Origin of the sequence: Borreliella bissettiae DN127 (genome assembly GCF_000222305.1) — a bacterium.
GTDB classification, from domain to species: Bacteria; Spirochaetota; Spirochaetia; order Borreliales; family Borreliaceae; genus Borreliella; species Borreliella carolinensis.
In genome coordinates this window covers 526,777-552,784 of record NC_015921.1, presented here as the reverse complement: position 1 = coordinate 552,784, position 26,008 = coordinate 526,777, and the positions used below count along the sequence as shown (strand labels likewise).

Annotated in this window: 23 protein-coding genes, 2 tRNA genes and 1 pseudogene; 14 read left to right on the top strand and 12 right to left on the bottom strand. The window is 28.5% G+C overall.

Annotated elements, in window-relative coordinates; genetic code table 11:
• The 4 genes from BBIDN127_RS02685 to BBIDN127_RS02670 form a co-directional block, all read right to left on the bottom strand.
• Entirely contained in the window at positions 1–1,221 is a 1,221-nt protein-coding gene (locus BBIDN127_RS02685) for a ribose-phosphate pyrophosphokinase (protein ID WP_014023760.1), read from the bottom strand.
• A gap of 209 nt (positions 1,222–1,430) precedes the next feature.
• The gene (locus BBIDN127_RS02680) at positions 1,431–2,081 is read right to left on the bottom strand and encodes a hypothetical protein (RefSeq protein WP_014023759.1); all 651 of its coding nucleotides are present in this window, start codon (positions 2,079–2,081) and stop codon (positions 1,431–1,433) included.
• 121 nt (positions 2,082–2,202) lie between these two features.
• Positions 2,203–2,730, bottom strand: a complete 528-nt coding sequence (locus tag BBIDN127_RS02675) for a tetratricopeptide repeat protein (RefSeq protein ID WP_014023758.1) — start codon at positions 2,728–2,730, stop codon at positions 2,203–2,205.
• A gap of 237 nt (positions 2,731–2,967) precedes the next feature.
• Positions 2,968–3,195 carry a KTSC domain-containing protein gene (locus BBIDN127_RS02670; RefSeq protein WP_014023757.1) on the bottom strand — a complete coding sequence of 76 codons (228 nt, stop codon included), beginning with the start codon at positions 3,193–3,195 and terminating at the stop codon, positions 2,968–2,970.
• A 294-nt stretch (positions 3,196–3,489) separates the two neighbouring features.
• Between BBIDN127_RS02670 and fusA the strand changes: the two genes are divergently transcribed.
• The 6 genes from fusA (at position 3,490) to BBIDN127_RS02640 (ending at position 7,658) form a co-directional block, all read left to right on the top strand.
• Positions 3,490–5,571, top strand: a complete 2,082-nt coding sequence (gene fusA, locus BBIDN127_RS02665; RefSeq protein WP_014023756.1) for an elongation factor G — start codon at positions 3,490–3,492, stop codon at positions 5,569–5,571.
• Between the two features lie 23 nt (positions 5,572–5,594).
• A complete protein-coding gene (locus BBIDN127_RS02660) occupies positions 5,595–6,293 on the top strand; it encodes a Bax inhibitor-1/YccA family protein (protein ID WP_014023755.1) in 699 nt (232 codons plus the stop codon).
• Positions 6,294–6,316: 23 nt separating this feature from the next.
• Complete coding sequence (locus BBIDN127_RS02655; RefSeq protein WP_094248964.1) at positions 6,317–6,715, top strand: bactofilin family protein; 399 nt, start codon at positions 6,317–6,319, stop codon at positions 6,713–6,715.
• Positions 6,712–7,356, top strand: a complete 645-nt coding sequence (locus BBIDN127_RS02650; protein WP_014023753.1) for a tetratricopeptide repeat protein — start codon at positions 6,712–6,714, stop codon at positions 7,354–7,356. The genes BBIDN127_RS02655 and BBIDN127_RS02650 overlap by 4 nt, the downstream gene beginning before the upstream one ends.
• Before the next feature lie 48 nt (positions 7,357–7,404).
• Positions 7,405–7,477, top strand: a tRNA-Lys gene (locus tag BBIDN127_RS02645).
• A gap of 108 nt (positions 7,478–7,585) precedes the next feature.
• A tRNA-Lys gene (locus tag BBIDN127_RS02640) sits at positions 7,586–7,658 on the top strand.
• A gap of 162 nt (positions 7,659–7,820) precedes the next feature.
• Here BBIDN127_RS02640 and BBIDN127_RS02635 read toward each other — a convergent pair.
• Genes BBIDN127_RS02635 through BBIDN127_RS02620 form a run of 4 tightly spaced genes read right to left on the bottom strand, consistent with a single transcriptional unit; the run spans position 7,821 to position 12,938 of the window.
• Complete coding sequence (locus BBIDN127_RS02635; protein ID WP_014023752.1) at positions 7,821–10,622, bottom strand: M16 family metallopeptidase; 2,802 nt, start codon at positions 10,620–10,622, stop codon at positions 7,821–7,823.
• The gene (locus BBIDN127_RS02630) at positions 10,603–11,376 is read right to left on the bottom strand and encodes a hypothetical protein (RefSeq protein ID WP_014023751.1); all 774 of its coding nucleotides are present in this window, start codon (positions 11,374–11,376) and stop codon (positions 10,603–10,605) included. Before BBIDN127_RS02630 ends, BBIDN127_RS02635 begins: the two co-directional genes overlap by 20 nt.
• Positions 11,377–11,391: 15 nt before the next feature.
• Positions 11,392–12,159 (bottom strand): exodeoxyribonuclease III, encoded by a 768-nt coding sequence (xth, locus tag BBIDN127_RS02625; RefSeq protein WP_014023750.1) that lies wholly within the window; start codon positions 12,157–12,159, stop codon positions 11,392–11,394.
• A 20-nt stretch (positions 12,160–12,179) separates the two neighbouring features.
• Entirely contained in the window at positions 12,180–12,938 is a 759-nt protein-coding gene (locus BBIDN127_RS02620) for an MBL fold metallo-hydrolase (protein ID WP_014023749.1), read from the bottom strand.
• Positions 12,939–13,132: 194 nt separating this feature from the next.
• Here BBIDN127_RS02620 and BBIDN127_RS02615 point away from each other — a divergent pair, with 194 nt between their 5' ends.
• The 4 genes from BBIDN127_RS02615 (at position 13,133) to BBIDN127_RS02600 (ending at position 16,898) form a co-directional block, all read left to right on the top strand.
• On the top strand, positions 13,133–14,434 hold the full coding sequence (locus tag BBIDN127_RS02615; RefSeq protein WP_014023748.1) for a hypothetical protein: 1,302 nt from the start codon (positions 13,133–13,135) through the stop codon (positions 14,432–14,434).
• Between the two features lie 2 nt (positions 14,435–14,436).
• Positions 14,437–15,051 (top strand): glucosaminidase domain-containing protein, encoded by a 615-nt coding sequence (locus BBIDN127_RS02610; protein WP_014023747.1) that lies wholly within the window; start codon positions 14,437–14,439, stop codon positions 15,049–15,051.
• Positions 15,035–15,844, top strand: coding sequence for a TIGR02757 family protein (locus BBIDN127_RS02605; protein ID WP_014023746.1), 810 nt, complete (start codon positions 15,035–15,037; stop codon positions 15,842–15,844). The genes BBIDN127_RS02610 and BBIDN127_RS02605 overlap by 17 nt, the downstream gene beginning before the upstream one ends.
• Before the next feature lie 106 nt (positions 15,845–15,950).
• Complete coding sequence (locus tag BBIDN127_RS02600; protein WP_014023745.1) at positions 15,951–16,898, top strand: aldo/keto reductase; 948 nt, start codon at positions 15,951–15,953, stop codon at positions 16,896–16,898.
• 19 nt (positions 16,899–16,917) lie between these two features.
• On the opposite strand, the gene BBIDN127_RS02595 is transcribed toward BBIDN127_RS02600, so the two are convergent.
• Both BBIDN127_RS02595 and BBIDN127_RS02590 read right to left on the bottom strand, forming a co-directional pair.
• Positions 16,918–17,706, bottom strand: coding sequence for a type III pantothenate kinase (locus tag BBIDN127_RS02595; RefSeq protein ID WP_014023744.1), 789 nt, complete (start codon positions 17,704–17,706; stop codon positions 16,918–16,920).
• Complete coding sequence (locus BBIDN127_RS02590) at positions 17,699–19,522, bottom strand: hypothetical protein (RefSeq protein WP_014023743.1); 1,824 nt, start codon at positions 19,520–19,522, stop codon at positions 17,699–17,701. Before BBIDN127_RS02590 ends, BBIDN127_RS02595 begins: the two co-directional genes overlap by 8 nt.
• 103 nt (positions 19,523–19,625) lie before the next feature.
• Between BBIDN127_RS02590 and BBIDN127_RS02585 the strand changes: the two genes are divergently transcribed.
• Positions 19,626–20,048 carry a hypothetical protein gene (locus tag BBIDN127_RS02585; RefSeq protein ID WP_006433858.1) on the top strand — a complete coding sequence of 141 codons (423 nt, stop codon included), beginning with the start codon at positions 19,626–19,628 and terminating at the stop codon, positions 20,046–20,048.
• Between the two features lie 31 nt (positions 20,049–20,079).
• Here the strand turns inward: BBIDN127_RS02585 and BBIDN127_RS07795 are convergent.
• Positions 20,080–20,261, bottom strand: a pseudogene (locus BBIDN127_RS07795) (inositol monophosphatase family protein); the annotation flags it as partial.
• 234 nt (positions 20,262–20,495) lie between these two features.
• Complete coding sequence (gene nadE / locus BBIDN127_RS02580) at positions 20,496–22,034, bottom strand: NAD(+) synthase (protein ID WP_014023742.1); 1,539 nt, start codon at positions 22,032–22,034, stop codon at positions 20,496–20,498.
• A 384-nt stretch (positions 22,035–22,418) separates the two neighbouring features.
• Here nadE and BBIDN127_RS02575 point away from each other — a divergent pair, with 384 nt between their 5' ends.
• From BBIDN127_RS02575 to dnaJ, 3 genes are read left to right on the top strand one after another with little or no spacing between them, the layout of a single operon-like run.
• A complete protein-coding gene (locus tag BBIDN127_RS02575) occupies positions 22,419–22,982 on the top strand; it encodes a nucleotide exchange factor GrpE (protein ID WP_014023741.1) in 564 nt (187 codons plus the stop codon).
• A gap of 23 nt (positions 22,983–23,005) precedes the next feature.
• Positions 23,006–24,913 (top strand): molecular chaperone DnaK, encoded by a 1,908-nt coding sequence (gene dnaK / locus BBIDN127_RS02570; protein ID WP_014023740.1) that lies wholly within the window; start codon positions 23,006–23,008, stop codon positions 24,911–24,913.
• Entirely contained in the window at positions 24,913–26,007 is a 1,095-nt protein-coding gene (dnaJ, locus tag BBIDN127_RS02565) for a molecular chaperone DnaJ (RefSeq protein ID WP_014023739.1), read from the top strand. Before dnaK ends, dnaJ begins: the two co-directional genes overlap by 1 nt.
• Position 26,008: the final 1 nt, after the last annotated feature.

Sequence of the window (26,008 nt, the reverse complement as noted above, 5' to 3'; positions counted from 1 at the left end):
TTAACCCTTGGTAATCAATTTCTGAATATCATCCTTTCTATCAAGAATTTTTTGCAAACCAACTTTATTATAAATTGCAAATATTGCCTCTGCAAAAAGAGGCGCAACATTAGCCTCATGATACCAGGGCTTATTTATTAATTCATCATTATGGCAAACGGCATTCGTTCCAATTATTTTATAAAAATATCCTTCCTCATAAGCTTTATCAAAATATTTAATAGCATCTCCATTGAAAAACGGCAAACTAATCCCACATATAATCTTTTTAGCACCCATGCTTTTAAGCAATTTCATTGCCTTAATGAGAGTACCCCCAGTAGCTAACATGTCATCGCTCATAAAAACATTCTTACCTTCAACATCTCCTAAAAGCTTGGTTACAGAAATATTTGAATCAACAACATCATTTGAAACTCTTGAATAATCTCTCTCCTTATAAAGCAAAGCAAGAGGACTCTTAAGACTTGATGCAAAAAATTTATTTCTACTTACAGCACCTGTATCGGGTGAAACAATGACCAAATTAGAATCTCTAATGTCTATTAAATCCTTAAGAGAATTAAAGATTTCATAAGAAACATTTAAATTTTCAAAATAAACTTTTCTAAATACATTCTCAATAGCCTTTGAGTGAATATCCAGAGTTAAAATATGTCTAATGCCCAACTCTTCTAAAAATCTTCCAATAAGACTTGCTGTTAAACATTCTCTTGAGTGCTTTTTATCTTGCCTTGAATAAGGATAAGACGGAATAATAACACTAACAGAATTGGCTTTAGCCTGCATACAAGCATCTATTGTTGTCATTAAATTCATTATATGATCATTAACTGTCATAATTATTTTTTCACTACTGCTTATCTCAACTTCATAAGCATTAGCAACATCTTGAACAATAAAAATATCCTTATTTCTGATTGTTTTTAAAATTTCAGTTTTAAATTCACCATTGGCAAATTTAACAAATTTTACAGGAATTTCTAAAGGCTCTTTGCTTTTAAGAGTAGATAAACTAAGCCCTTCTAAAAAAGGAGATAAAACTTTTTCAATCTTAAAAATTTCTTCCTTTAAGGATTTGGAATCTTGGCATATACTATCTACAATCTCATTTTCAATATTTATAAATATTCTGTCAAGTTCTTCTATTATTTTGCTAGCAAAAACCCTACCCCCAGGACAAGCAATAATTCCTATTGATTTTTTTTTAAGTAAATTCACCAAGCTCCTCGTTCTTTTTTTTTTTTAAAATCTCAACAATCTTAATTTGATAATTATTAAAACTTATGCACACAAAAACAACTAAAATTTTTTAAGCAAGGTTATTTAAATATTTTAGCCTTAACTTGATAATAAAAAGAAAAATCAAAAAATCTTCTTAATAAGAAAACCAAATATTATACATAATCCTAAAAACAAAATTAAATAAACTACACAATTCCAAATTCAAAACCTATCCCAAACTTGAAATCAGAAAATTTAGGGTTTTTAATATTCCAGACATAGTAACCTTCAAGAATTAAAAAAGAGAATGAAAGTCTAGCACCAATATCCCAGCCCATTGTTCCCAATTCTGCCAAAACAGAATCTGCAGAAGAAGTTGCTATATTAATCTTAGGACCTGTGAAAAACGCTAAAGCTAAAACAAAAAAATCTAATTTTGTATAAAATCTAGGTGTTATTGCCATAATAAACGAGAAATTTTCATTTGCAGTTCCATCTGAACGCTTTATTGCTTTAAGAAGATTCATGTCAAACAAAAGTTCAAATCCAATAGAAACAAAATCATCAAATTTAGCACCAAATTGCGCGTAAGTTCCATATTTTATTCCAGCTTTAGCAATATTGGCTAAATCGGAAAAATTTTGAACTATCTCTTCTTTTTCAATTGGGGATAAATCTGAAGGCAAATTTTGCTTAAGCTTTGCATTAATCTCTAAAGCCTCATTGTAAAAGCTTGAAAAGGGACTAACAGGAAAAGCAACCCCACCACCAAAATTGAATTCAAAATTAGTATCTGTAAAACCATTTACCACAATAATCCCAAAAAAACACAAAATTAAAACTTTAAGCCTAATCATATACAAACTCTCCTACAAAAATTTATGAAAAATAAAACAGGGTTTATATTGCATACCTTATTATATAATAATTACCATAAAGATTACCACAAAGTAAAAAGTAAACATAAAAACTAAAAAATTAACTCTTAAGAACAGAAGACACTATTTCTTCCACACCACTTGGTATAGGATGATTTAGCTCTTTATATTTTGAGATATATTTTTTTGCATTTTTTTTGTCGCTCTTTAAATGATAAATGTAAAAAATATTAAATAGAGCTTCTTTATTTGCAGGTGCAAATTCTAAAGTTTTCAAATAGTTAGTCAAAGCATTGTCCAAATCATTTTTCTTAAATAGCAAATACCCCTTAAGATTAATTAACAAAATATTCTCTGGATCTTCTTTTATAATAGAATTAAGTTTCAGCTCAGCCTCTGCATATTTTTTCAAATTAATGCAAGCTAAAATAAAATTGTAACTTGAATCATCACCAGCATTGATATTAAATTTAATAGATTTTTCATAAAGCAAAACAGAAGTCTCATCATTACCAAGCTCTTCATTTAATTTAGCAAGCTTATAATATTCATCTGATATGTTTTGATATTCCTTAAAAATAGAGCTACAAGACAAAACAAAAGCACTAATAAACAATAATTTATACATAAAAACTTACTTGAATCCTTAATACTATTTATACTATTTAAATTATTCAAAGCAGCAAAAATATTAAATCTAATAATCATAAAAATATAAAATTTAAACGCTGTTGAATCTTAAAATTAAATAAGCCATCTTGATGATTATAAAACAAAATATATCACTCTAAAAGCTAGTCATAAACATAAATAAGCCCTCTTGCTTTAAAAACAAAAGGGCTTTTAATACTATCTAAAAAACAAATTAAAGCTTTTCTTGGTCATATTTGTTAAATACATTTTCTGTTAAATATTTACCAACTGATCTTCTGTCCTCAACAAGTTTAGATATTGCACTAAAATGTCTTGGTTCAATCTTAAAATACTTATAAGCTCTTCCATCCTTAAAAAACACAGAAAGCTCAGACACAGAAGAATCGTAACCCACCTGTGATATTTTGCTCAATTCATTAGATATTGTTAAAGTTTCCAACTCAAATTCCTCCAAATAATTATCTTAGGAGTATAATAATAAAGTAAGAGTTAATTCACTAAATAAAAAATAAAAAGTTTTAATCAATAAAATCAAAATCTACTAAATGATATATTCCCTAATATAAGAATATACATTAATACAAATTTAATCAAGCGAACTGCCAAATAGTTTAAACTTCCAAAGAATCTAATAATATAAAACGATATAAGATAGATTTTTAAAAAAAAATTTTGTAAAATTACTAAGATAGTTAATCTTCTATTCACATATCATCAGGAGGAACAAAGTCTAATGGACTACAATAAATTACGAAACATAGGTATCAGCGCACACATCGACTCAGGGAAAACTACTCTTACAGAACGCATTCTTTTTTATTGTAATAAAATTCATGCAATTCACGAAGTAAAGGGCAAAGATGGGGTTGGTGCAACAATGGACTCAATGGAACTTGAAAGAGAAAGAGGAATCACAATAGCATCAGCTGCAACTCACGTTGAATGGAAAGATTTTCCAATAAATATTATTGATACACCCGGACACGTAGATTTTACAATTGAAGTTGAAAGATCTCTTAGAGTGCTTGACGGAGCAATATTAGTTCTTGATTCTGTTGCAGGAGTTCAATCACAATCAATAACTGTTGATCGACAACTTAAAAGATATAGCGTGCCGCGCCTTGCATTTGTAAACAAATGCGATAAAACCGGAGCAAATCCCTACAATGTAAAAGATCAACTTAAGTCAAAACTTGACTTAAACTCCGTTTTAATGCAAATCCCAATTGGATTAGAAGACAAACATATTGGAGTTATAGACCTTATATTAATGAAAGCCTACTATTTTGAAGGAAAAGATGGAACAGAAATAATAGAAAAAGAAATACCCTCAGATCTCTTAGAAGAAGCAAAAAGTAAACGAGAAATAATGCTTGACACTCTTGCCGACTTTAATGATGAACTTATGGAATTGCACATGGAAGGAAAAGATGTTCCTACCGAAATAATATACAATGCAACTAGAACAGGAACATTGGCTTTAAAATTGTGCCCTGTATTTATGGGATCTGCTTATAAAAACAAAGGAGTACAATTGCTCTTGGATGCTGTAACCAGATTTTTGCCATCCCCTCATGATATAAAAAACACCGCTCTTGACCTTAATAATAATGAAAAAGAAATCGATCTTAAAATCGATAACGACCTCCCAACTGTTGCTCTTGCATTTAAACTTGAAGACGGACAATACGGACAGTTAACCTATGTAAGAATCTATCAAGGAATTTTAAAAAAAGGACAAGAACTTATCAACTCAAGAACTTCTAAAAAATTCAAAGTCGGAAGACTTATCAGAATGCACGCTAATAATACAGAAGACATTGAATTTGGAGGAAGTGGTGACATTGTTGCTTTATTTGGAATAGAATGTGCATCAGGCGATACGTTTTGTGATCCATCTATCAACTATTCAATGACATCAATGTTTATTCCAGATCCAGTAATTTCTCTTTCTGTAAAACCAAAGGACAAAAAATCTGCTGATAATATGGCTAAAGCCCTTGGAAGATTCACAAAAGAAGATCCAACATTTAAAACTTACGTTGACATTGAATCAAACGAAACAATAATTCAAGGTATGGGAGAACTACACCTAGAAGTTTACATTGAAAGAATGAAAAGAGAGTTCAAGGCAGAAGTTGAAACCGGAATGCCACAAGTAGCCTATAGAGAAACGATTACAAGAAAAGCTGAATTTAACTATACTCACAAAAAGCAATCTGGAGGAGCTGGACAATTTGGACGAGTTGCGGGGTTTATGGAACCTCTTAACAAAGAAGGAGAAACATACGAATTTGTTAATCTAATAAAAGGGGGAGTAATCCCAACAGAATATATCCCATCATGTGACAAAGGATTCCAAAAAGCAATGGAAAAGGGAACACTCATTGGCTTTCCAATAGTTGACATAAAAATTACAATCAATGATGGCCAATATCACATTGTTGACTCATCTGATATTGCATTCCAATTAGCAGCAATTGGTGCTTTTAGAGAGGCTTATGAAAAAGCAAAGCCCACAATCCTTGAACCAATAATGAAAGTTACCCTTGAAGGACCCACCGAATTCCAAGGCAATATGTTTGGACTTTTAAACCAAAGAAGAGGAATAATAACAGGTTCGCTAGAAGATGGAAGTTTTTCAAAAGTTGAGGCCGAAGTGCCTTTAAGCGAAATGTTTGGATTTTCAACAGTCCTTAGATCCTCTACCCAAGGAAAAGCAGAATTCTCAATGGAATTCTTAAAGTATGGAAAAGTTCCAAGCGCTATATTTGATGAACTTCGCAAAAAATTTAACGATCAAAACAAATCTTAATAAAATAATAAGGAGGCTTTATTATGATCGATTTAACACAAGAAAAACAAGAAATACTAATAAAAAACAAGTTTTTAGCCAAGGTTTTCGGGCTTATGGCAATTGGACTTTTAATCTCAGCAATGTTTGCATATACAACCTCAGAAAATCAAACAATCAAAGCAATAATATTGTCAAATCCAATATCATTTATGGCTATAATACTTATACAATTTGGACTTGTATATGCAATAAGTGGTGCTCTTAATAAAATATCAAGCAATACTGCAACAGCTCTTTTCTTGCTCTACTCAGCACTAACAGGAGTAACATTATCTTCTATATTTATGATTTATACACAAGGATCAATAGTATTCACATTTGGAATTACTGCTGGAACATTTCTTGGAATGTCTGTTTACGGATACACTACAACAACAGATCTAACAAAAATGGGAAGCTATCTAATAATGGGCTTATGGGGAATCATTATTGCATCTCTTGTTAATATGTTTTTTAGAAGCTCAGGACTTAATTTCCTTATATCTATTTTGGGCGTAGTCATATTTACAGGTCTAACAGCCTATGATGTTCAAAATATTTCTAAAATGGATAACATGCTACAAGACGACACCGAAATAAAAAACAGAATGGCAGTTGTGGCCTCACTTAAACTTTATTTGGATTTTATAAATTTATTCTTATATCTTTTAAGATTTTTGGGCCAAAGAAGAAACGACTAAATTCATAAAAAATTCAATCAAAAATGAATGCTTTAAGGCAAAAGCATTCATTTTTAGAGGGTTCAATGAGCATAGATAGCTTAGAATTCGAAGAAAGTAGTACTCAAAATGTAATAAAAAAAAATTTTGAGTTTGAAGGATATATTGAAAGCAATAAGCCAATAATAATAGAAGGAAAGCTCAAAGGCTTAGTAAACTCATCAAACTCAATCTATCTAAGAGAAAAAGCTGATGTTGAAGCTGACATAAAATGCCAACATTTACTAAATCATGGCAAAATAAAAGGAAATATTGAGGCTTTAAAAACAATTAAAATTTACAAAACCGGCAAGTTAATAGGAAACATTAAAGCCAAAGAACTTTTTATTGATTCTGGAGCAATATTTAAAGGGAATTGTGAAATGGAGGATTTAGAAGAATGAAATTTTTTTTCCTATTGCAAATAACTTTAATTCTGTTATCCAATTCAAGCTTATTATTTGGACAATCACAGCCTAAAGAAAAAGAAGACTCTCTTCTTCTATATAAAGAAGGAAAATTTAAAGAAGCTATTTTAAACACGTTAGAAGAAATTCGACTAAATCCTAGCAACTTAGATGCTAGAACAATATTAATATGGAGCTTAATAGCCATAGGAGAATACAAAAGAGCTGAAAAAGAGGCAATTATTGGGCTTGGCATTAAAAAATATGACATAAGAATTATTCAAGCACTAGGAGAAGCTTATTTTTTTCAAAAAAATTATGAAAATGCATTAAAATATTTTCAAGAATACATTAGCCTTGATTCTAAGGGAGCAAGAATAATAAAAGTTTATAATTTGATTGCAGATTCTTTCTATGAGCTAAAAAGATACAATGAAGCCGATTTTGCATACGAACATGCATTGCGATTTTTTCCCAATAACCAAAATATATTGATTAAATTAGCAAGATCAAGAATAAATGCAAAAAATAAAATATTAGCAGAAGAAGCGCTAATTAAACTTCTTACAATCTCTCCTAATAACCTAGAAGCAAAAAATTTACTAGAAGAATTAAAAAAAAGCAACAACAAACCTTGACATTCAATTTATAAAAACTTATTCTTATTGTTAGCAAATTAATAAGCTGGGCTGCTAGCTCAAGTGGTAGAGCATCGGACTCTTAATCCGCTGGTTACAGGTTCAAGTCCTGTGCAGCTCAAATTGTTAAATACATTTTTGGTATAAATTATTAATTTTATGCCAATTTAACTTGACATTATTGGAAAATAAATATATTATTACTTTCAATGGTCATAAAATGACTTTTGGGCTCATAGCTCAGGTGGTAGAGCAGCGCCCTTTTAAGGCGTTTGTCGTAGGTTCGAGTCCTACTGAGCTCACTTTTGTCCTCTTCGTCTATCGGTTAGGACTCCAGGTTTTCATCCTGGCAAGAGGGGTTCGATTCCCCTAGAGGATGTCTTACTAATAAATAATGGATTAAGAAACATTCTCGCTTTCTAGAAAACCTCAGAAAACAAGAATGTTTCTTAATCAAACACAAACTATTCAGGTATCAATAATATCTCTGCTCTTTCATCAAGATTAATTTTCTTAAAAAATTCATTTATTAAATCTTTGTTTAAGTTTGTCTCTATAAACTTAACACCAAAATTATTTTTAAATACTCCATACCAGGATAATGACGCCAATATATTTGAAATCCAATAATCATTTTTCTCTGAATTTATTTTTGTATTTTTAATATAATTCTTCTTAACATAAGAAAAATCTTTATCATTAAAATCTATTTTTTGCCTTTCGATCATATAGCGATTAATAGAATTTAAAACATTGTCAAGCTCCTTAGGCTCGGTAGTAAAAAAAATAGATAAAATACCATCGGAATCCATATTTTTCCTTAAATTGGAATCAAAAGAGGCTTGAATTGCATAAACACTAGACATTTTTTCTCTAATATTTTTTATAAGGCCATCTGTTAAAAGATCTGCTAAAGCATTTAAATTTAACGAGGTTTCTGCCAAATAATTAAATTTAAAAGGATAAACCACATAAGCAAAGCCAGTTGTATTTTTTCCTTTCCTTACAATTATTTTATTAAAATTTTTACTATAAGAGTAATCTAAATCTTTATACTCGTTTATTTCTTTAAAGTTAAGATTGCCTAAATATTTCTTTGAATAAGCCTTTATTGTCTGAATATCTGAGTCTCCAGCAAAGACAAACTTAAAATTATTTGCATAGGTAAACCTTTTCTTATAAAAAGATAAAATATTTTCTTTTGTAAGATACTGTAAATCACTATCTTTTATATCTTCAAATCTAGGATCATTATTGTTTAAAAATTTACCAATAGCTTTTTTGAAATGATAATTAGAACTATTTTCATTGCTCTTTATTAATGCTTTTATGTTATTAATAGCATTTTGCAAAAAAACATCATCTATTTTGGGTTCCTTGAAAGTAAAATATATAAGCTGAAAAAGAGTTTCAAGATCTTTTTTATCTGAACTTCCAGCAATATATGATTCTTGGGCTCCAACACCAACACTTAAAGAAACAGCTTTATCTGATAAATATTTCTCAATCTGTAATGCAGAATAATCGCCGTATCCCGAACCAGATACTATTCTAGGGGCAAAAGATAAAACGGGAATAAGTTTTAAATCCTCATTGAGCAAACCTCCCCAAGAACTTGCACTAAAATCAATTACACCCCTTTTTTGATCATTATATTTAAAATAAACTTCAACCCCATTTTCAAGAACAAATGATGAAACTTCATTTTCAAACTCATTTTCTCTAATAATATCTTTATCATCTAAAGACTTCTCAAAAAATTTACCTTCAATTGAAGAATTCTCATAAGACTTTAATTCTCCTTTTAAAGCTATCTTTTGAAGATTGTCAATATCTTCAAAAGTCAAAACGGGATGTACTCCTCCACGGTAAGAATAAAAAATTGCACAATTTTTTACATCAAACTCTCTTTCTACAAGATTGTTTATTGTCTTTAAATCAATTTTTTCCAGATATTGAACAGAAAGACCGCAATATTCATTCATATCAAATTTATTAGAACCATTAATAGCAATTTCTATCAAATCTTGAAAAATAGACCATGAATTTGTTTTATTTATATTCTTTTTCCTTAATTCTAAAGATTTTAAAAATTGAGATCTAACTTTTTCAAACTCACCCTGGGTAAATCCAAATTTTCTTATCCTCTCAAGCTCATAAAAAAAGTCTTGTATTCCTTCATTCAAATGATCTGGATTAAAGTTTAAAGAAATCGATCTTGCAACAATAGTATTGTTATCTGACTTAAATGAAAAAAACTCTTTATTTGAAACATTTTTATAATGCTTTACCCCAGCAGTCTTTAATTCAGAAAATCTATTTTTAAAAAGAGCAGACAATAAAGACCTTTTAATATCATTTAAAACGTCATCTTTGGTCTTTATAAAGTTAATAATTTCTTTTTTAAAGAACATTAAACTGGGCTCTCCTACTTCCAAATCTTCTAAAAGTAAAAACTTATCTTTAAGCTCTACATCTAAATTTATTTTTACCTTTTTAATTTTATCGGTTGGATTTTCCCAAGAAATAAATTGCTTCTTTATTTTCTCTTCAATTTCTATAGGATCAATATCTCCCACCACAATAACACTTGCAAGTTCTGGCCTATACCATTTTCTATAAAATTTTTTAAAATCCTCTGACTGAAAAGACAAAATCTGCTCTTCAAGTCCAATAGGATTTCTAAATTCATAAAGACTCCCGCTTGTCAAAAACTTATACATTTTTTCATAAATTCTACTAGGATAAGTCTCGCCAAGCTTTTTTTCCTCAATAATAATATTTCGTTCCAAATCTATTTCTTCTTTCATGAAACTGATTTGAGAAGCCCAGTTTCTCAAAATATTTATAGATTCATCAATTTCATCTTTATTATTACCATCTGACAAATCAAGTCTATAATAAGTAAAATCAAAACTAGTAGCAGCATTAATGTCAGCACCAAATTGCATTCCAAATTTTTTAAGAACATCAACTATTGAATTCCCTGGATAATCTTTTGTACCATTAAAAGCCATATGCTCAAGATAATGCGCTATTCCCCTCTCATTATCTTCTTCATTAAGAGAACCCACATTAAAAACAATCCCTATACTAACGGCATTCTTTGGTATTTGATTTTTATAAATATAATATCTTACCCCATTAACAAGTTTTCCTTTTACTAAACTTTGATCTAACTTTATGTCATTAGAAACACAAGAAAACAAAAAAAATAGAAAAACACTTGTAAATTTACAATAACTTTTAATTCTTTGATAATTCATTTGCACTCCCCCTTATCGAATTTATTTTTTCAGAATAAATTTTATTCAATACTTTTAAAATAGATGAAAATCCAAAATCATTCCAATCTTTTAAACTCTTTAGCTTAGAAACTGGAAATAGCTCATAAAATAAAAACAACAACTCTTCTTTGCTTAATTTTGGAATATCATTTAAGTAAACGTTTTTATTAAAATCTTCAAGATAAATAAAAGGATTTAAGCGCTTATCTAGAAGAAATTTATTTAAATTAGGCATTAAAATGCTTTTATTATAAATTTCAATAGTGGTATATTCGCTTGGAACATCATCATAAAAATCGTTATTCAAAAAAGAATCTAAAATAATAAATTTATTATCCTTATTAACACTTACGCTTCTACCATCTAAAGTTTTTAAAAGCCCATCCCTACTAATATGAACCAAAGTATTTAAATCCTTTGTGGCCTTAAAGATAAGCCTTGCATTGTTATATTTCTTAGATTGGATTAAATGCTTGTTGCTATCTACTGCTAATTCTTTGTCATTTTTTAATAATAAATTTATGTTTTTTTCTTTTAGCGCCTTATAAGCTAAATCAATATACTCTAAAGCACAACTATTTGCCAAAACAAGTTGCTCTCTCTTTAATAAATTAATTAAAAATATTAATTCTTCCTTGTCAAGGCTGCGATAAAAATCAAAATCATTTAAATCAATGCTAAAACTAAAATTAACACTAAATATTAAATAAAAAATTGCAATGTTTTTTTTCAATCTAGCTTCCTCCCTTTAGCTAACTACATCAGTCAACTCTAAAAAAACAGGACAATGATCGCTTCCCATTACTTCGTCTAAAATTAGAGATTTTTTAACATTTCTCCTAAAAAATTCATTAACAAGAAAATAATCAATTCTCCAACCCATATTTCTCTCCCTAGCTCTTGTTCTATAGCTCCACCAAGTATAATAACCGGGCTCCTTATTAAATATCCTAAATGTATCCACATATCCTTTGTTTAAAAAGCTATCTAGCCAAGTAGTTTCTTCAATATAATATCCGGGAGAGTCTCTATTAGAATCAGGACTTATAAGGTCAATCTGAGTGTGAGCAATATTAAAATCACCACAAATTACTACATTTTTTCCACCACCCACAAGAGAATCTATAAGATTTTCAACATAAGATAAAAAATCAAGTTTATAAACAAGTCTTCTTCTTAAAGCTTGAGAATTGGGGAAATAACCATTAATTAACACAAAATCATCATAGTATGCTACAAGCCCCCTACCTTCATTATCAAAAATTTCTTTTCCAAGTAAATTTACAGCAATAGGCTTAACTTTAGAGTAAATACAAACACCACTATAACCTTTAATTTTTGACTTTGAAAAATAAGAATAATAATTTTCAAGAATTAAATCCTTTGGCAACTGTTCTCTTAAGGCTTTAGTTTCTTGAACACACAAAATATCTGGAGCATATTCCTTGACAAACTCAAGAAAACCTTTCTTTAAAACAGCTCTAATTCCATTTACATTCCATGAAATTAATTTCATAAATCCTCTTTAAATTTAAATCAAATATAAATCTTTAATCCATCATAAGCTAAATAAATATTGTCTTTTTCTAAATAATCAAATTCTTCATGCATTATATCGTGTGAAATATGCGTAAAATAAGAAATTTTGGGATTGATTTTCTTAATCTCACGAATGGCCTCTGAAAAATTTAAATGAGCCGGATGAGGCTTAATCCTCATAGCATCTATTATAAGTAGATCTAAATTTTTTAAATAATCATAGGACGCTTCAGGAATAAATTTAACATCAGTAAGATACGCCAAATTGTCTATCCTATAACCCAAACTAACTATCTCTCCATGAATCAAAGGAATTGGAACTATCTTTAGACCTTTAAAAACAATAGACTTAAAATCCTTAACCACATTAGGAATAATGTCAGCTTTCCCGCTTAAAGAAGGCTTGGATGTAAAATTATGTGGAAAAGCATTCATTATGTGAATCATGGCAGTATCTCTGGCATAAATGTTTAAAGGAGCAGTTCGTGTATAAAACTTAATATCATCAAAACCCATAACATGATCATAATGTTCGTGGGTGTAAAGCACTAAATCAAGCTTATCTATATTCTCTCTTAAAAGTTGTTGTCTAATATCAGGGCCCGTATCAATCAACAATTTAATGCCAGAAGCCTCAAGAAAAAAAGAACTTCTCAATCTTTTATTTTTACTAAAACTCGAAGTACAGACTCTACAGTTACAATTTAACATAGGAACGCCACTTGAAGCACCAGTTCCCAAAAAGGTTCCAACCATATGTTACTACCTTTCGCCTGTAAAACATAATCTATTTTAACACAACATTTTATATTAAACAAAAATAAACTCTATTAATTAAATACCCCTTCTTAAATCCAAAATTAGATTAACACTATGTAATAATCAATTCTGTAAACTATTTTGGAAAAATTGCTTTTATGCTTATAATTATTTAAGGAAAAATTATTTTTATGGATACGCAAATTTATGAACTCATTTTCTTAACCAGTTTTAGCATGTTTTTAATAGTAAATTTATTTAATTTAAAAAAAGAATTTACTTATGAAGACTACTTCATAATATTCCCAGGCACATTTTTTGTAATAACTTTATACTTTACAGAAATCAGACCGTTAATGTTATATATTGGCAGTATATTCTTAATTTTTATGCTAATCATCTTCTTTAAAAACATACAAACAATAGTAAATAGCAGAAGAAGAAATAGAGGTAACAAGTCTATAAAACAATCAAAAGGAATTTTTCTTTCAATTTTGCTAAAAACAATACTTGTAATACCTGCTATTTTAACTGTTATTATTGCAACTATTTTTTCATACTTAGCACTTTTTATAAATTATCCCAAAGATGAAAACAATAGCTATCAAATCGGATTTTCAAGAATTAAAGATCACAAAAATAATTTAAACTTATCGATTTGGTACCCTGTAAGCTCAACATTGGGTCTTAAAAAGCAAAATCCATTTCTTTTGTACGAATTTAATCCTTTTTTCATAAATGAAATGAATTATTTACCAAAACAGAACAACATATATAAACAAGCATTTATTAGTAATAACCAAAAACTATATGATTCTGTTTTGCTTATACTTCCTTATTATTCTCACGATTCAATGTTTAAATCCCTGGTTAGTGGGCTTGTTAAGAAAGGAAAAATTGTTTATTTATATTCACCAAAATATAAACATATGAAAAGCTACGATTTTATTAAAAATAGCCATAAAAGTATATTTAGCTATGTAATCAATAAAAGCATTAGTTATTTAATTGAACCTGCCAATATCCTTAATGAAAAAGCTGATATTGCATCTACTGAGAATGATATTCAAAACATTATTGAACTAGTAAAATCAAGTCAAAATTTAAAATTTTTAAATTCAAAAATCAACCTTAATAAACTAACGTTAATTACACTAGGAAATCAAGCAAATATTGCTAATTTTATCCTTGCAAAAAACACAAACATGACAAGGTATATCAATATAGGAGGAAAACCGCAAACAATAAGAAATTTAAAAAACTTACAACTAATTTTAAAAGAAAAAGAAAATGAAAAGAACCTCCGCACAAAAATTGCTAATACAAACTCTATAAAGCTAACAGACATAAGCAATATTGCAGAAATTTCTGATCTTATTTTTAGCAGAAACTATTTAAAAAGTTTTAATTTTTTAAAAAACAAAAAATCAATGTTATCAAGATTTAATTCTATTGTTAATGAAATTAATAAATTTATTGAAGAGGAAAAATAATAATGATAAAAAAATTCTTGCTATTTGCAATGCTCAGCATCTTTTTAGCAAATAAAGCTCATAGTAATGAAGAAGTAATCGAAATAAGTACTGAAATACAAACAGAAAAATATATTCCCTTTTTAATAAGTAGAGGAAAAACTCAACTGGAAGATCTTGTAAAATATACTCTAGAAATGAATCCAGACCTTGACAAAAACTATGTAAATACTGTTGCTAAAACCTATATAGACGAATCTTTGATTGAAGGGGTTAATTATGATATTGCATATGCTCAAATGCTACTAGAAACAGGAGCTCTAAAATTTAATGGAATAGTTTCAAAAGAGCAACACAATTTTTCAGGAATAGGCGCTACTAATAATCTTACAAAAGGAAATTCCTTTTCCAATATTACAGAAGGAATTAAAGCTCATATTCAACATTTAAAAGCTTATGCATCAAAACAAAATATCAAGTCAAATATGGTTGATCCTAGATTTTACCTTGTTAAAAGAGGATCTGCTCCAACAATATATGATTTGACTGGAAAATGGGCAAAAGACCAATTTTACGATAAAAAACTTAAAAAAATATTATTAGAACTATTAGAATATAATAATGCAAATAAAAGCTAAAAGCTCATTATATGATTTTCTAGAAAGAATATATTCAAAATATAATAAAAAAAAATTTATACATCCTGATCCTTTAGAATTTTTATATAGGTATAAAGAAAAAGAAGACATTGAACTTGTAGGCCTAATTAGCTCCTCATTGTCACTTGGAAGAGTAGAAAAAATTTTAGAAGCAATCGAGACAATACTCAAACCACTTGGCAAATCACCTTCTGATACCCTTAAGTTGGCAAATGAAAAAGACTTAAAAGAAATATTTAAAGGATTTGTTTATAGATTTTTCAAAGGAGAAGACATTGTAAAGCTGCTGTGCACCCTTAAGATAATAAAAGAGCAGCACCACACAGTTGAAAATCTCCTTTACAGTATTTATTATAAAAACCAAAATTTTATACTCAGCATAGATGAATTAATAAAGCATATGGAAAAAATAAATGGAAGAGAATTCGGAATGCTGCTTCCAAAGCCTTCAAAGGGAAGTTCTTGTAAAAGACTTTTTTTATTCTTAAGATGGATGATACGTAAAGATGACGTCGATTTGGGCATTTGGAATAAATTCAATCCTAATGATCTTATAGTACCAATGGACACTCATATGACAAATATTGCCTCAAAACTATTTAAAATCAAAGAAATAAAAAACGTAAATCTTAAAAAAGCAATAAAAATTACAAGTTATTTTTCAAAAGAAAATAAAGAAGATCCTGTAAAATACGACTTCTCTTTAACCAGATTTGGAATAAATAGAGATTTTAATAAAGAAAAATTACTAAAAAATATTAACAAACTATAAAATTTTAACAAACTATAAAATTTTATTTATAAAACATTTAAAATAAGACATACTTAAATCATTAAAATAAAAATATCAATTTATCATAAAATAAAAAGGGGAATCTGTGAATAATCTTAAGGAAAAGATAAATACTTATAGTAAACTAATTTTAGGGTCTTGGCAATTTGGAGGAGGATATTTTAAACAAGTCGAAAAAGAAACCGCTAAAAATATATTAAAAAAAGCATATAAACACGGACTCAGAAATATTGATACCGCAAGAGCTTATGGAAATGGAATTTCAGAAAAAATAATTGGTGAAATAATAGAAAAAGATCCAACAATAAGAGAAAATATTTTAATTGCAAGTAAATGCTATCCAATGGAAATTTCAGAATATATAAAGAACTTTAATGAAAGTCTTGAAAATTTAAAAACTGATTATATAGATATTTACTATATACACTGGCCTAAAACCGATTTTGACCTAAGACCAATCGCATCATTTCTTGAAGAAATGAGAGCAAAAGAAAAAATAAAATATGTGGGTGTAAGTAATTTTGAAATATCACACATGGAAAGCATAAAAAAAGTTTGCAAAATTGACGTAAACCAAATAGGATACAACCCCCTATTTAGAAATAAAGAAAAAGATGTAATTCCTTACTGTGAAAACAACAATATTGCAACCATATCATATTCAACAATTGCTCAAGGACTTTTATCTAAAGCTAATATAAAAGACAAAAACAAATTTAATGATATTAGAACAGAAAAACTTATACTTTTCAAAAAAGAAATTTGGCCCTTTACTTTAAAAACCATAAATAAACTTGAAGAGATAGCAAAGATAAATAACTTAACAATTTTAGAATTAACATATTCATGGCTTAAAAAAACAAAATTAAGTGGATTTATAGTAGGTTTCAGCAAGGAAAATCATGTAGAGTCAAACTTAAATTCATTTAAAGCAGAAATTAATGATAAAGTATATGAAGAGATTACATCAATTCTAGATAATTTTAATCACCAAACAAAAAACTTCCCAAATTTATTTAACAAAAAAATTTAAAACTTTAAAAACAAATAATTCAATTAACAAACTTAAAGTCAATAGAATTTCCTAAAATTCTAACGCCTTCTACAGTTAAATAAATATTAAAAATAAAATTTATATTAATTAATGGCAAAATTAGGTTAGCATTACCCCCGGTAATTATTAAATTAAATTCTTTTTTATACATCTTTTTAACATCACGATAAACACCTTCTATTAAATACTTATATTGATAAAACAAACCACTGTTTACACTCCCAGATGTAGCTCTCTCTAAAAGATTATTTGGGGTGCTAATGGGAAATTTCTTGAGAAGATAGGCATTGTCTACTAAAGAATTTAAATTTATCAAAGGACCAGAATTTATAAGACCACCAAGTATTCCATCTTGTCTACTAACAGCAAAAATGGTACAAGCTGTTCCAAGATCTGCTACCAAAACATTTTCAAATGAATAATTTTCAATGGCTGCAATAAGATTGGCAAAAACATCTGAACCTAGCAAAAATTTATCGCTTTTATAAGGATTAAATGTCAAATCATAATTTAAATCAAAACTAATAAACAAGGGCTTTATCTTAAAAAAAGAAAAAATGACGTTTTCAAATATTCCATTAAGAATAGGAACAACACTGCTTATAAAAACTTGATTTACATTAAAATCAAAATTTTCTTCAAAAAAGCTATAAGCCTCATCATACCTTAACATAAGATTTGTTTTCATTTTAATAAATAAATTAACTTGATTATCTTTAAATAAGGCAAAAGCAATGCTAGTATTCCCAATATCAATTATCAATTCTGATAATAAAGGCTTATTCATAAATATTTATTTTTTTTGCAATTTTGTCAAATCTTAATAAAAGACTAAAAGTCTTCTTTTTCTTAGGTGTTGCTTTAATAACCAAAATTTTGCTCAAAGGATAATACTTCCAACCATCAGAATATACGTAAAACTTATAATCTGTAAACCAATCAATTTCTCTAAATCTAACCAAAGTTGGATTTAAAATATTTCCAAAAAATATATAACTTGAATAATTAAGCTCTTGATCAAAATCAATTGCAACCTTGGCATCAGTAATTTCACTATTTAAAATCCTAGAAGCAACATATATCCACCTGATAAATCCATGATCAAAAATAAAGATAAATTGGGGCATATATTGATTATCATCAATAATATCAGAATAACAGTTTTCATAAGGAATTCCTTTGGCATAATCACTCATTAAAGAATAATAAATCGCATTAAATGAAAGCTTTAATATTAAATTATCTTTTAAATAAGATGCTATTCTTTTAAGAACCCCAGAAATCTTTAATGCATACTCAACAACATCAGCTGAATTAATATTATTCAATATATATACCTTTCCTTCATCTGTAACACCAAATAAAGTAAATACAAATTTATAAAGCTCCTTTTTAAAATTTAAATAAAACGAATCGTCACCTCTAATCTTAAGAAAAGTAAGATAATTAGAGAGAATGTTGTAGGCTTGGCTAAAATTAAAATTAGAACTTAATATTTTTTTAGGATCTTTGAGAAGATTTAAAGCACGATTTAATTTGGAACCGTTTTCTGATAAAAAAATTTTTTCCAAAAGACGAGGATCCTCCTTTAAATAAACCATAAGTCTGTCTTCTTCAAGAGAGTCAATAAAAGTTTTATTTCTTGATAAATAAGAAAAAAATTTATCGAATTGATTCGAATTAGCAAAATAATTTAAACTTAAATAGGTCAACTTATGTTCATTTTTAGCTAATAAAGAATCTAATTTTACAAATATTGACTCGTGATCCCCTCTGATTAAAGATTCTGCCAAAAAACAAACCATTAAATTTTCATCAAAGCTATACTCACCGTATTTAAGCCATCCTCCCTTTGAAACATTAAAATTAACAGGATTGTTCCAAGAATCATAAGCACTTTGTCTAAAATTGTTTAAAGCATCATTAAAAATTTTATTATCCACCTCTTTAATTTTTGAATGCATAATAGAATAATCTAATACATTAATTTTATTGCTTCGATTGCTCTCTAAAGTGGAATTTGGAATATTTTTATTTGATGAATCGATATAAATAGCATTGCCAATCCTAAATGCCGCTTGAGGAGAAATCAAAATATCTTTTTCTCTTATTTTTACATTTTCTCCTAAAAAGATTTTATATTCAAAATTATCCCCTTGTCTTATTGAAATATTAGACTTGTCTAATAAAACTTCATAATGATCTTCAACCTCATAGCTTAACAGAAAGCTCTTAGAGAGATTTGATTCAATACTAAAATTATTTTCTGAATCAAGCAAAAATCCGAGAAAGATATTATTCTCAAAATAAACATAAATACCCGTGTCTTGCACCTTATAAGAGATGGGCAAAAGATTTAAACCTGTTTCTAAAACAACAAGTGGATTAAGCTTGGACAAAAATATCCTAAATCCCCTAACATTAACAACAATATCATTTAAAATATATTCACTATTTTCAACCTTATTATTTACTTCTAATTTTATATCTTTTAAAAAAGATATATTTAAGTTTAAATTCCTAAATTGTAAAAAAATAACAACAAACAATATTAAAGTACCAAGCAATAAATTAAAAGCCCCTGCCCTTAAAAACTCCTTCATATGATGATTCTAATCATAAAAAATCAAAATATCAATATTGATTGCATAAAAACAAAAAAAATAATAAAATTATAGGTTAGCTAGTTAAATAGGAGTAAAATATATGAAAATTCCTAAAAATTATATTCCAGGAACAAACCCTTACAAGTCTTTACCTAAAAAACCTATTATTGAAAACAAGAAAAAAATTACTAAAAAACAAGAACAAATTAATTCAGAAATTATGAAATCTCAAGAGCGTATTTTGAAGCTATATATGAGACGCCTACAAAAAAAAGATCAAATAACTCTTCAAAATTTTATTCTAGAAGGACATAAAGTAGGTTCCAAAATTTTCAATAATTTACCAAAAACGCTAAAAGAAATAATAGCTTTAATGAATATAGAATCGTTAAAAGTGCTAAAAAAAAATACAAAAAATCCAATTAAAATGCTTTACATAAAATTTTCAAGCTGGACCTTGAACAAGCTAATCAAAACACTCGACATTGAATCTAATAACAACAAAACCGCAAAACATAAATAATAATTTTCAAATTCTTTCTATATCTTGCTTATTAATTTTTTTTATTTGCGTCTTTTCTTAAAATGTCTATTGTTGATTTGTTGTCAAAATAAATAAAAAATCTTTCAAGGATCATCTTTTATAATTGCTAAGTTCTAAAATATACATTGAGTCTAAGATATCCAATGCCATTTTATTGCCACAATAAAATTCACCAACCATGCCCACTTTATTATCTTTAATACTTAAAAAGAACTTGCGTTATTTACGTTATCACAACATAAAAATTAATAATTTTAATACATTAAGCAAGCAATAAAAAAACAGATCTGTACTATGGCAAACTATGTCTATTAAATAGATTCAAAGGTACAAAAATTCAATTTGAACTTAAAAAGCTATTTTCCAATTCTTTCCAGTAAAAAATATTATTAATAAAATTTAAAAAATCAAGCCCCAATCACAATTTCAAATCATATTATTTAAAATAGGCATTGAAAGCTCAAAACCAAAAGTTTTTTTAGAAACTTTAACTATAGGGGCTCCCTGCCTTCTTTTGTATTCATTTTTAAAATAAAGATTTAAGACTTTATCAACTATATCTTTTTCAAAATTAAGATAAATTGAATCCACAGATTCATTGTCAATCAAATATCGATTTAAAATAACATCAAGAACTTCATATTTTGGAAGAGAATCACTATCTTTTTGATCAAACCTTAACTCAGCCGAAGGTTCCTTTAAAATAATATTAACAGGTATAATACATTGGTCAAACTTTGCATTGATGTACTTTGCAAAATCATAAACCTCCGTCTTAAAAAGATCTCCAATCAAAGCAAGTCCTCCGCAAGTATCCCCATAAAGAGTACAATAACCAACTGCAATCTCGCTTTTGTTACCAGTATTTAAAAGCAAAGAATTTTGGGAATTACTATAAGACATTAATAAAAGGCCCCTTAAGCGAGCTTGTAAATTTTCTCCCGTAACACCTTTAACATCAAAATACCCTTCAAAAAATCTACTGCTTACCTCAAATAAATCTTTTATTGGCATTTCAATCAATTTAAAACCTAATTTTCTAGAAAGCTCTTTAGCATCAGAAATAGAATTTGCTGATGAAAATTTACTAGGCATAGAAATTCCAACAACATTCTCAGCGCCCAAAGCAAAACATGCAAGACACGCAACAAGAGCAGAATCAATCCCTCCAGATACTCCCAAATGAACTTTAGAAAATCCCGAAAAAGAAATATATTCTCTTAAAACAAGAGATATTGCCAAAATAATTTTTTCAAATAGCTCATTACATGTATCAAATTTTAAATTTTGAAATGTATCATTAGATATAAAATCAAATTCAAATCCTTTGGCTTGTTTTATCTTGCCAAAACTATTAATAAAAAAGCTACGCCCATCATAAACTGCAGAATCTTCAACCCCATAAAAATTTGAATAAACAATATCCAGATTATTCTCAATAGCAACTCTTTCAAAGAATTTTAACCTAAGATTATTCTTTTCCTTACAGAAATAAGATTTGGCCGGTATTATTAAATACTTAGCCTTCTTTAAATCCTCTCCAAATTTGGGAATTAATTCTTCAAACAACAACTCATCCTCAAAATTTAATACAGCAAATAAATTGTCCTTATAACTAAAAAACCCAGGCGAATTACCTTGCGATGCAGTTAGAATAACTTTATGATTACTAATGACAGAAACAATATCTACAAATTTGCCACCCTTATAAACACTATGACCAAAAACAATTAAAGTGTTATCATTAACCTGTTCTTTCATAAATTCGATGAACTTACATATATTTTGAGAATATTTAGAATGCACAAACAAATCACCATAATTAGTCTTGCCTAAAAACATAGAAGGAAAAACTAAAACGTCTGATCCTCTTAGCAAGGCTTCATCATAATTAGCTTTAAAATCAGCAATACATTTATTAAAATCTAAAGCTCTGTATTTCGCTTGAGCAATACTTATTTTCATAGGTAAATAATAAGCAATAATAAATTAAATTACAACAAAAAAATTAATAGCCTCGAAAAACCAATACTCACCCACATTTTAACAATGCCTTAATATTAAGGATATCTATAAAAGTACTAAAAACAAACAAAAACAAAATCAAAAAAATGTTACCAAAAATATTCTTATAAATAAAAAAATAAAATTTTTTATTTTGACAAAAAAATACACACGAACATTTAATCAAATAACAATATGTATCAATACAACACTATTACTGAAAGCTTAAGAAAAATATACATCTTGCAAATGATCAAAATGAATCAATTTTATTAAATTTTAAGAAAGAAAAAAATTTGTAAAATATTTTTTTTAAAGATAAAATGCTTTATCAAAGGAGGAAAAATGGAAAAAAAAGAAACTAAAAGCGAATCTGAAAAACCCAACAAACAAGATAACAAAAATACAAAATCTCAAAAAAAAGAAAACTTAAATTTAGTAAATTCTGATAAAAAAATTGCTGAGCTTGAAAATGAAATCTCCAATCTTAAAGATTTGCATTTAAGAAAACAAGCGGAATTTGAAAACTTCAGGAAAAGATTAGAAAAAGAAAAAGACAATTTTGTTAAATTTGCAAATGAAACCATAATGAAAGATGTCGTTAATTTTCTTGATAACTTAGAACTAGCTATTAACTCTTCAAAAAAATCCAAAGATTTTGATAACTTATTAACAGGAATCAGTATGATTGAAAATGAAATACTGTCAATCTTTGATAAAAAATATAATTTAAAAAAATTTGGAGAAAATGGCGAAAATTTTGATCCAAGTCGTCATGAAGCAATAAGCATTGAAGAGAAAGAAGGCCTTAAAAATCCAGAAATAGTAGAAGTATACCAAAAGGGATATTGCTACAACGACAGAATATTAAGAACAGCAAAAGTTAAAGTTGCTCAAAGTAAAAATTAATTAGAAAAAAGGAGGTTTATAATATGGGCAAAATAATAGGTATTGACCTAGGAACAACAAACTCATGCGTAGCTATAATGGAGCATGGAAAACCAGTTGTAATACAAAATTCAGAAGGGGGAAGAACTACTCCATCTATTGTTGCTTACACAAATAAAGGCGAAAGACTTGTGGGGCAGGTTGCAAAAAACCAAATGGTTACAAACCCTGAAAACACAATTTATTCTATTAAAAGATTTATGGGAAGAAGATTTGAAGAGGTTACAAGCGAAATAAAAATGGTTCCTTATAAAATAGAAAAAGGACTAAATGGCGATGCGCGAGTAAACATTTCCAATATAAAAAAGCAAATGTCCCCACCTGAGATCTCAGCAGCAACTCTTACAAAAATGAAAGAAACAGCAGAGGCTTACTTAGGTGAAAAAGTTACAGAGGCTGTGATTACAGTTCCAGCTTACTTTAATGATGCTCAAAGACAAGCTACAAAAGATGCTGGCAAAATAGCGGGTCTTGAAGTAAAAAGAATTGTTAACGAGCCAACTGCTGCTGCTCTTGCTTATGGAATTGAAAAAAAACACGAAGAAATTGTTGCTGTTTACGATCTTGGTGGAGGAACATTTGACATTTCAATATTGGAACTCGGAGATGGTGTTTTTGAAGTAAAGTCAACCAACGGAGACACACATCTTGGTGGTGACAATTTTGACGATGAGATAATAAAACATTTAATTTCAGAATTCAAAAAAGAAAGCACTATTGATTTGTCAAACGACAAAATGGCTCTTCAAAGACTCAAAGAGGCAGCCGAAAAAGCCAAAATAGAACTTTCAGGCGCTCAAGAAGCTTCAATAAATCTTCCATTTATTACAGCAGATGCAAATGGTCCAAAACACTTGCAACATACTCTAACAAGAGCAAAATTCGAACAAATGGTAGACCATTTAGTTCAAAAAACAAAAGAACCATGCCTTAAAGCTATTAAAGATGCGGGGCTTAAAGCTTCTGATATCAATGAAGTAATACTTGTAGGAGGATCAACAAGAATTCCTGCTATTCAAAAAATTGTAAAAGATATATTTGGACAAGATCCTAACAAAGGAGTAAATCCAGATGAAGCTGTAGCAATTGGAGCTGCTATTCAGGGTGGTATTTTAACAGGAGAAACTAAAGACATGGTACTCCTTGACGTTACTCCACTCTCACTAGGAATAGAAACACTGGGTGGTGTTATGACTAAACTTATTGAAAGAAACACCACAATTCCTACAAAAAAAAGTCAAGTATTCTCAACAGCTGCAGACAATCAAACCTCTGTTGATATTAAAGTCCTTCAAGGTGAGCGTGAAATGGCAGCACAAAACAGAATACTTGGTAATTTTATACTTGATGGAATACCAGCAGCGCCAAGAGGGGTGCCTCAAATTGAAGTTAGCTTTGACATTGATGCTAATGGAATAGTGCATGTGTCTGCAAAAGATATGGGAACAGGAAAAGAACAAAAAATTAGAATTGAATCATCATCAGGACTCTCTGAATCAGAAATAGATCGAATGGTAAAAGATGCAGAAGCTCATGCGGAAGAAGATAAAAAATTAAAAGAAAATATTGAAGCAAAAAATAAGGCTAATTCTTTAATTTATCAAACAGAAAAATCATTAAAAGAATATTCTGAAAAAATTTCAAGCGAAGACAAAGAAGCTATTGAAAGCAAAATAAAAGAATTAAAAGAAAGTCTTGAAAAAGAAGACATTTCACTTATAAAATCTAGAACAGAAGAACTTCAAAAAGCTTCTTACAAAATAGCTGAGATGATGTATAAAGATTCTTCCCAGCAAAATGCAAGCAGCCAACAAGAAAATGACCCCCAAAGTAATACAAGCGAAGAGGGTAAAGAGGCTGACTACGAAGTTGTTGACGAGGATAAAAAATAGTGAAAAAAGATTATTATGAAATTTTGGGGCTCTCAAAAGGAGCCTCAAAAGATGAGATAAAAAAAGCATATAGAAAAATAGCAATTAAATATCACCCAGATAGAAATCAAGGGAATGAGGAGGCTGCCTCTATCTTTAAAGAAGCCACTCAAGCTTACGAAGTTTTAATAGATGACAATAAAAAAGCCAAATACGACAGATTTGGACATTCTGCTTTTGAAGGAGGAGGATTTGAAGGATTTTCAGGTGGATTTAGTGGATTTTCAGACATCTTTGAAGATTTTGGCGATATTTTTGATTCATTTTTCACTGGAAACAAAGGGCAAGAAAGAAATAGAAAACATGCAAAAGGTGAAGATTTAGGATATAATATAGAAATATCTCTTGAAAATGCATACTTTGGGTACAAAAATAATATAAACATAACAAGACAAATGCTTTGCGATTCTTGTTTAGGGAAAAAATCCGAAAAAGGTACAAGCCCTTCAATGTGTAACATGTGTAACGGCAGCGGAAGAGTGGTACAAGGCGGAGGATTTTTCAGAGTTACAACAACATGTTCTAAATGTTACGGAGAGGGCAAAATAATATCAAGCCCTTGTAAATCTTGTAAGGGAAAAGGAAGCCTTGCAAAACAAGAAACTATTCAATTAAACATTCCCTCAGGCATTGATAATAACCAACAAATAAAAATGAAAGGCAAGGGAAATGTTAATCCGGACAATCAAGAATACGGCGATCTTTACGTAAAAATATTGATAAGATCTCATAAAATATTTAAAAGAAATGGTAAAGATCTTTATGCAATGCTTCCAATAAGCTTTGCTCAAGCAGCCCTTGGAAAAGAAGTAAAAATAAAAACAATCGCTTCAAAAGAGATTAAAATACAAATTCCAAAAGGAATAGACAATGAAGAACAAATTTTAATTAAAAATGCAGGAATGCCAATTCTTCAAACCGAAAAATTTGGAAATTTAATATTAATCACTAAAATAAAAACACCTAAAAATTTAAATTCTAATGCTATTAAACTTTTTGAAAACTTAAGTAAAGAATTAAAAGATGGTGATGAAATAAATTTACTCAAAGTATAAT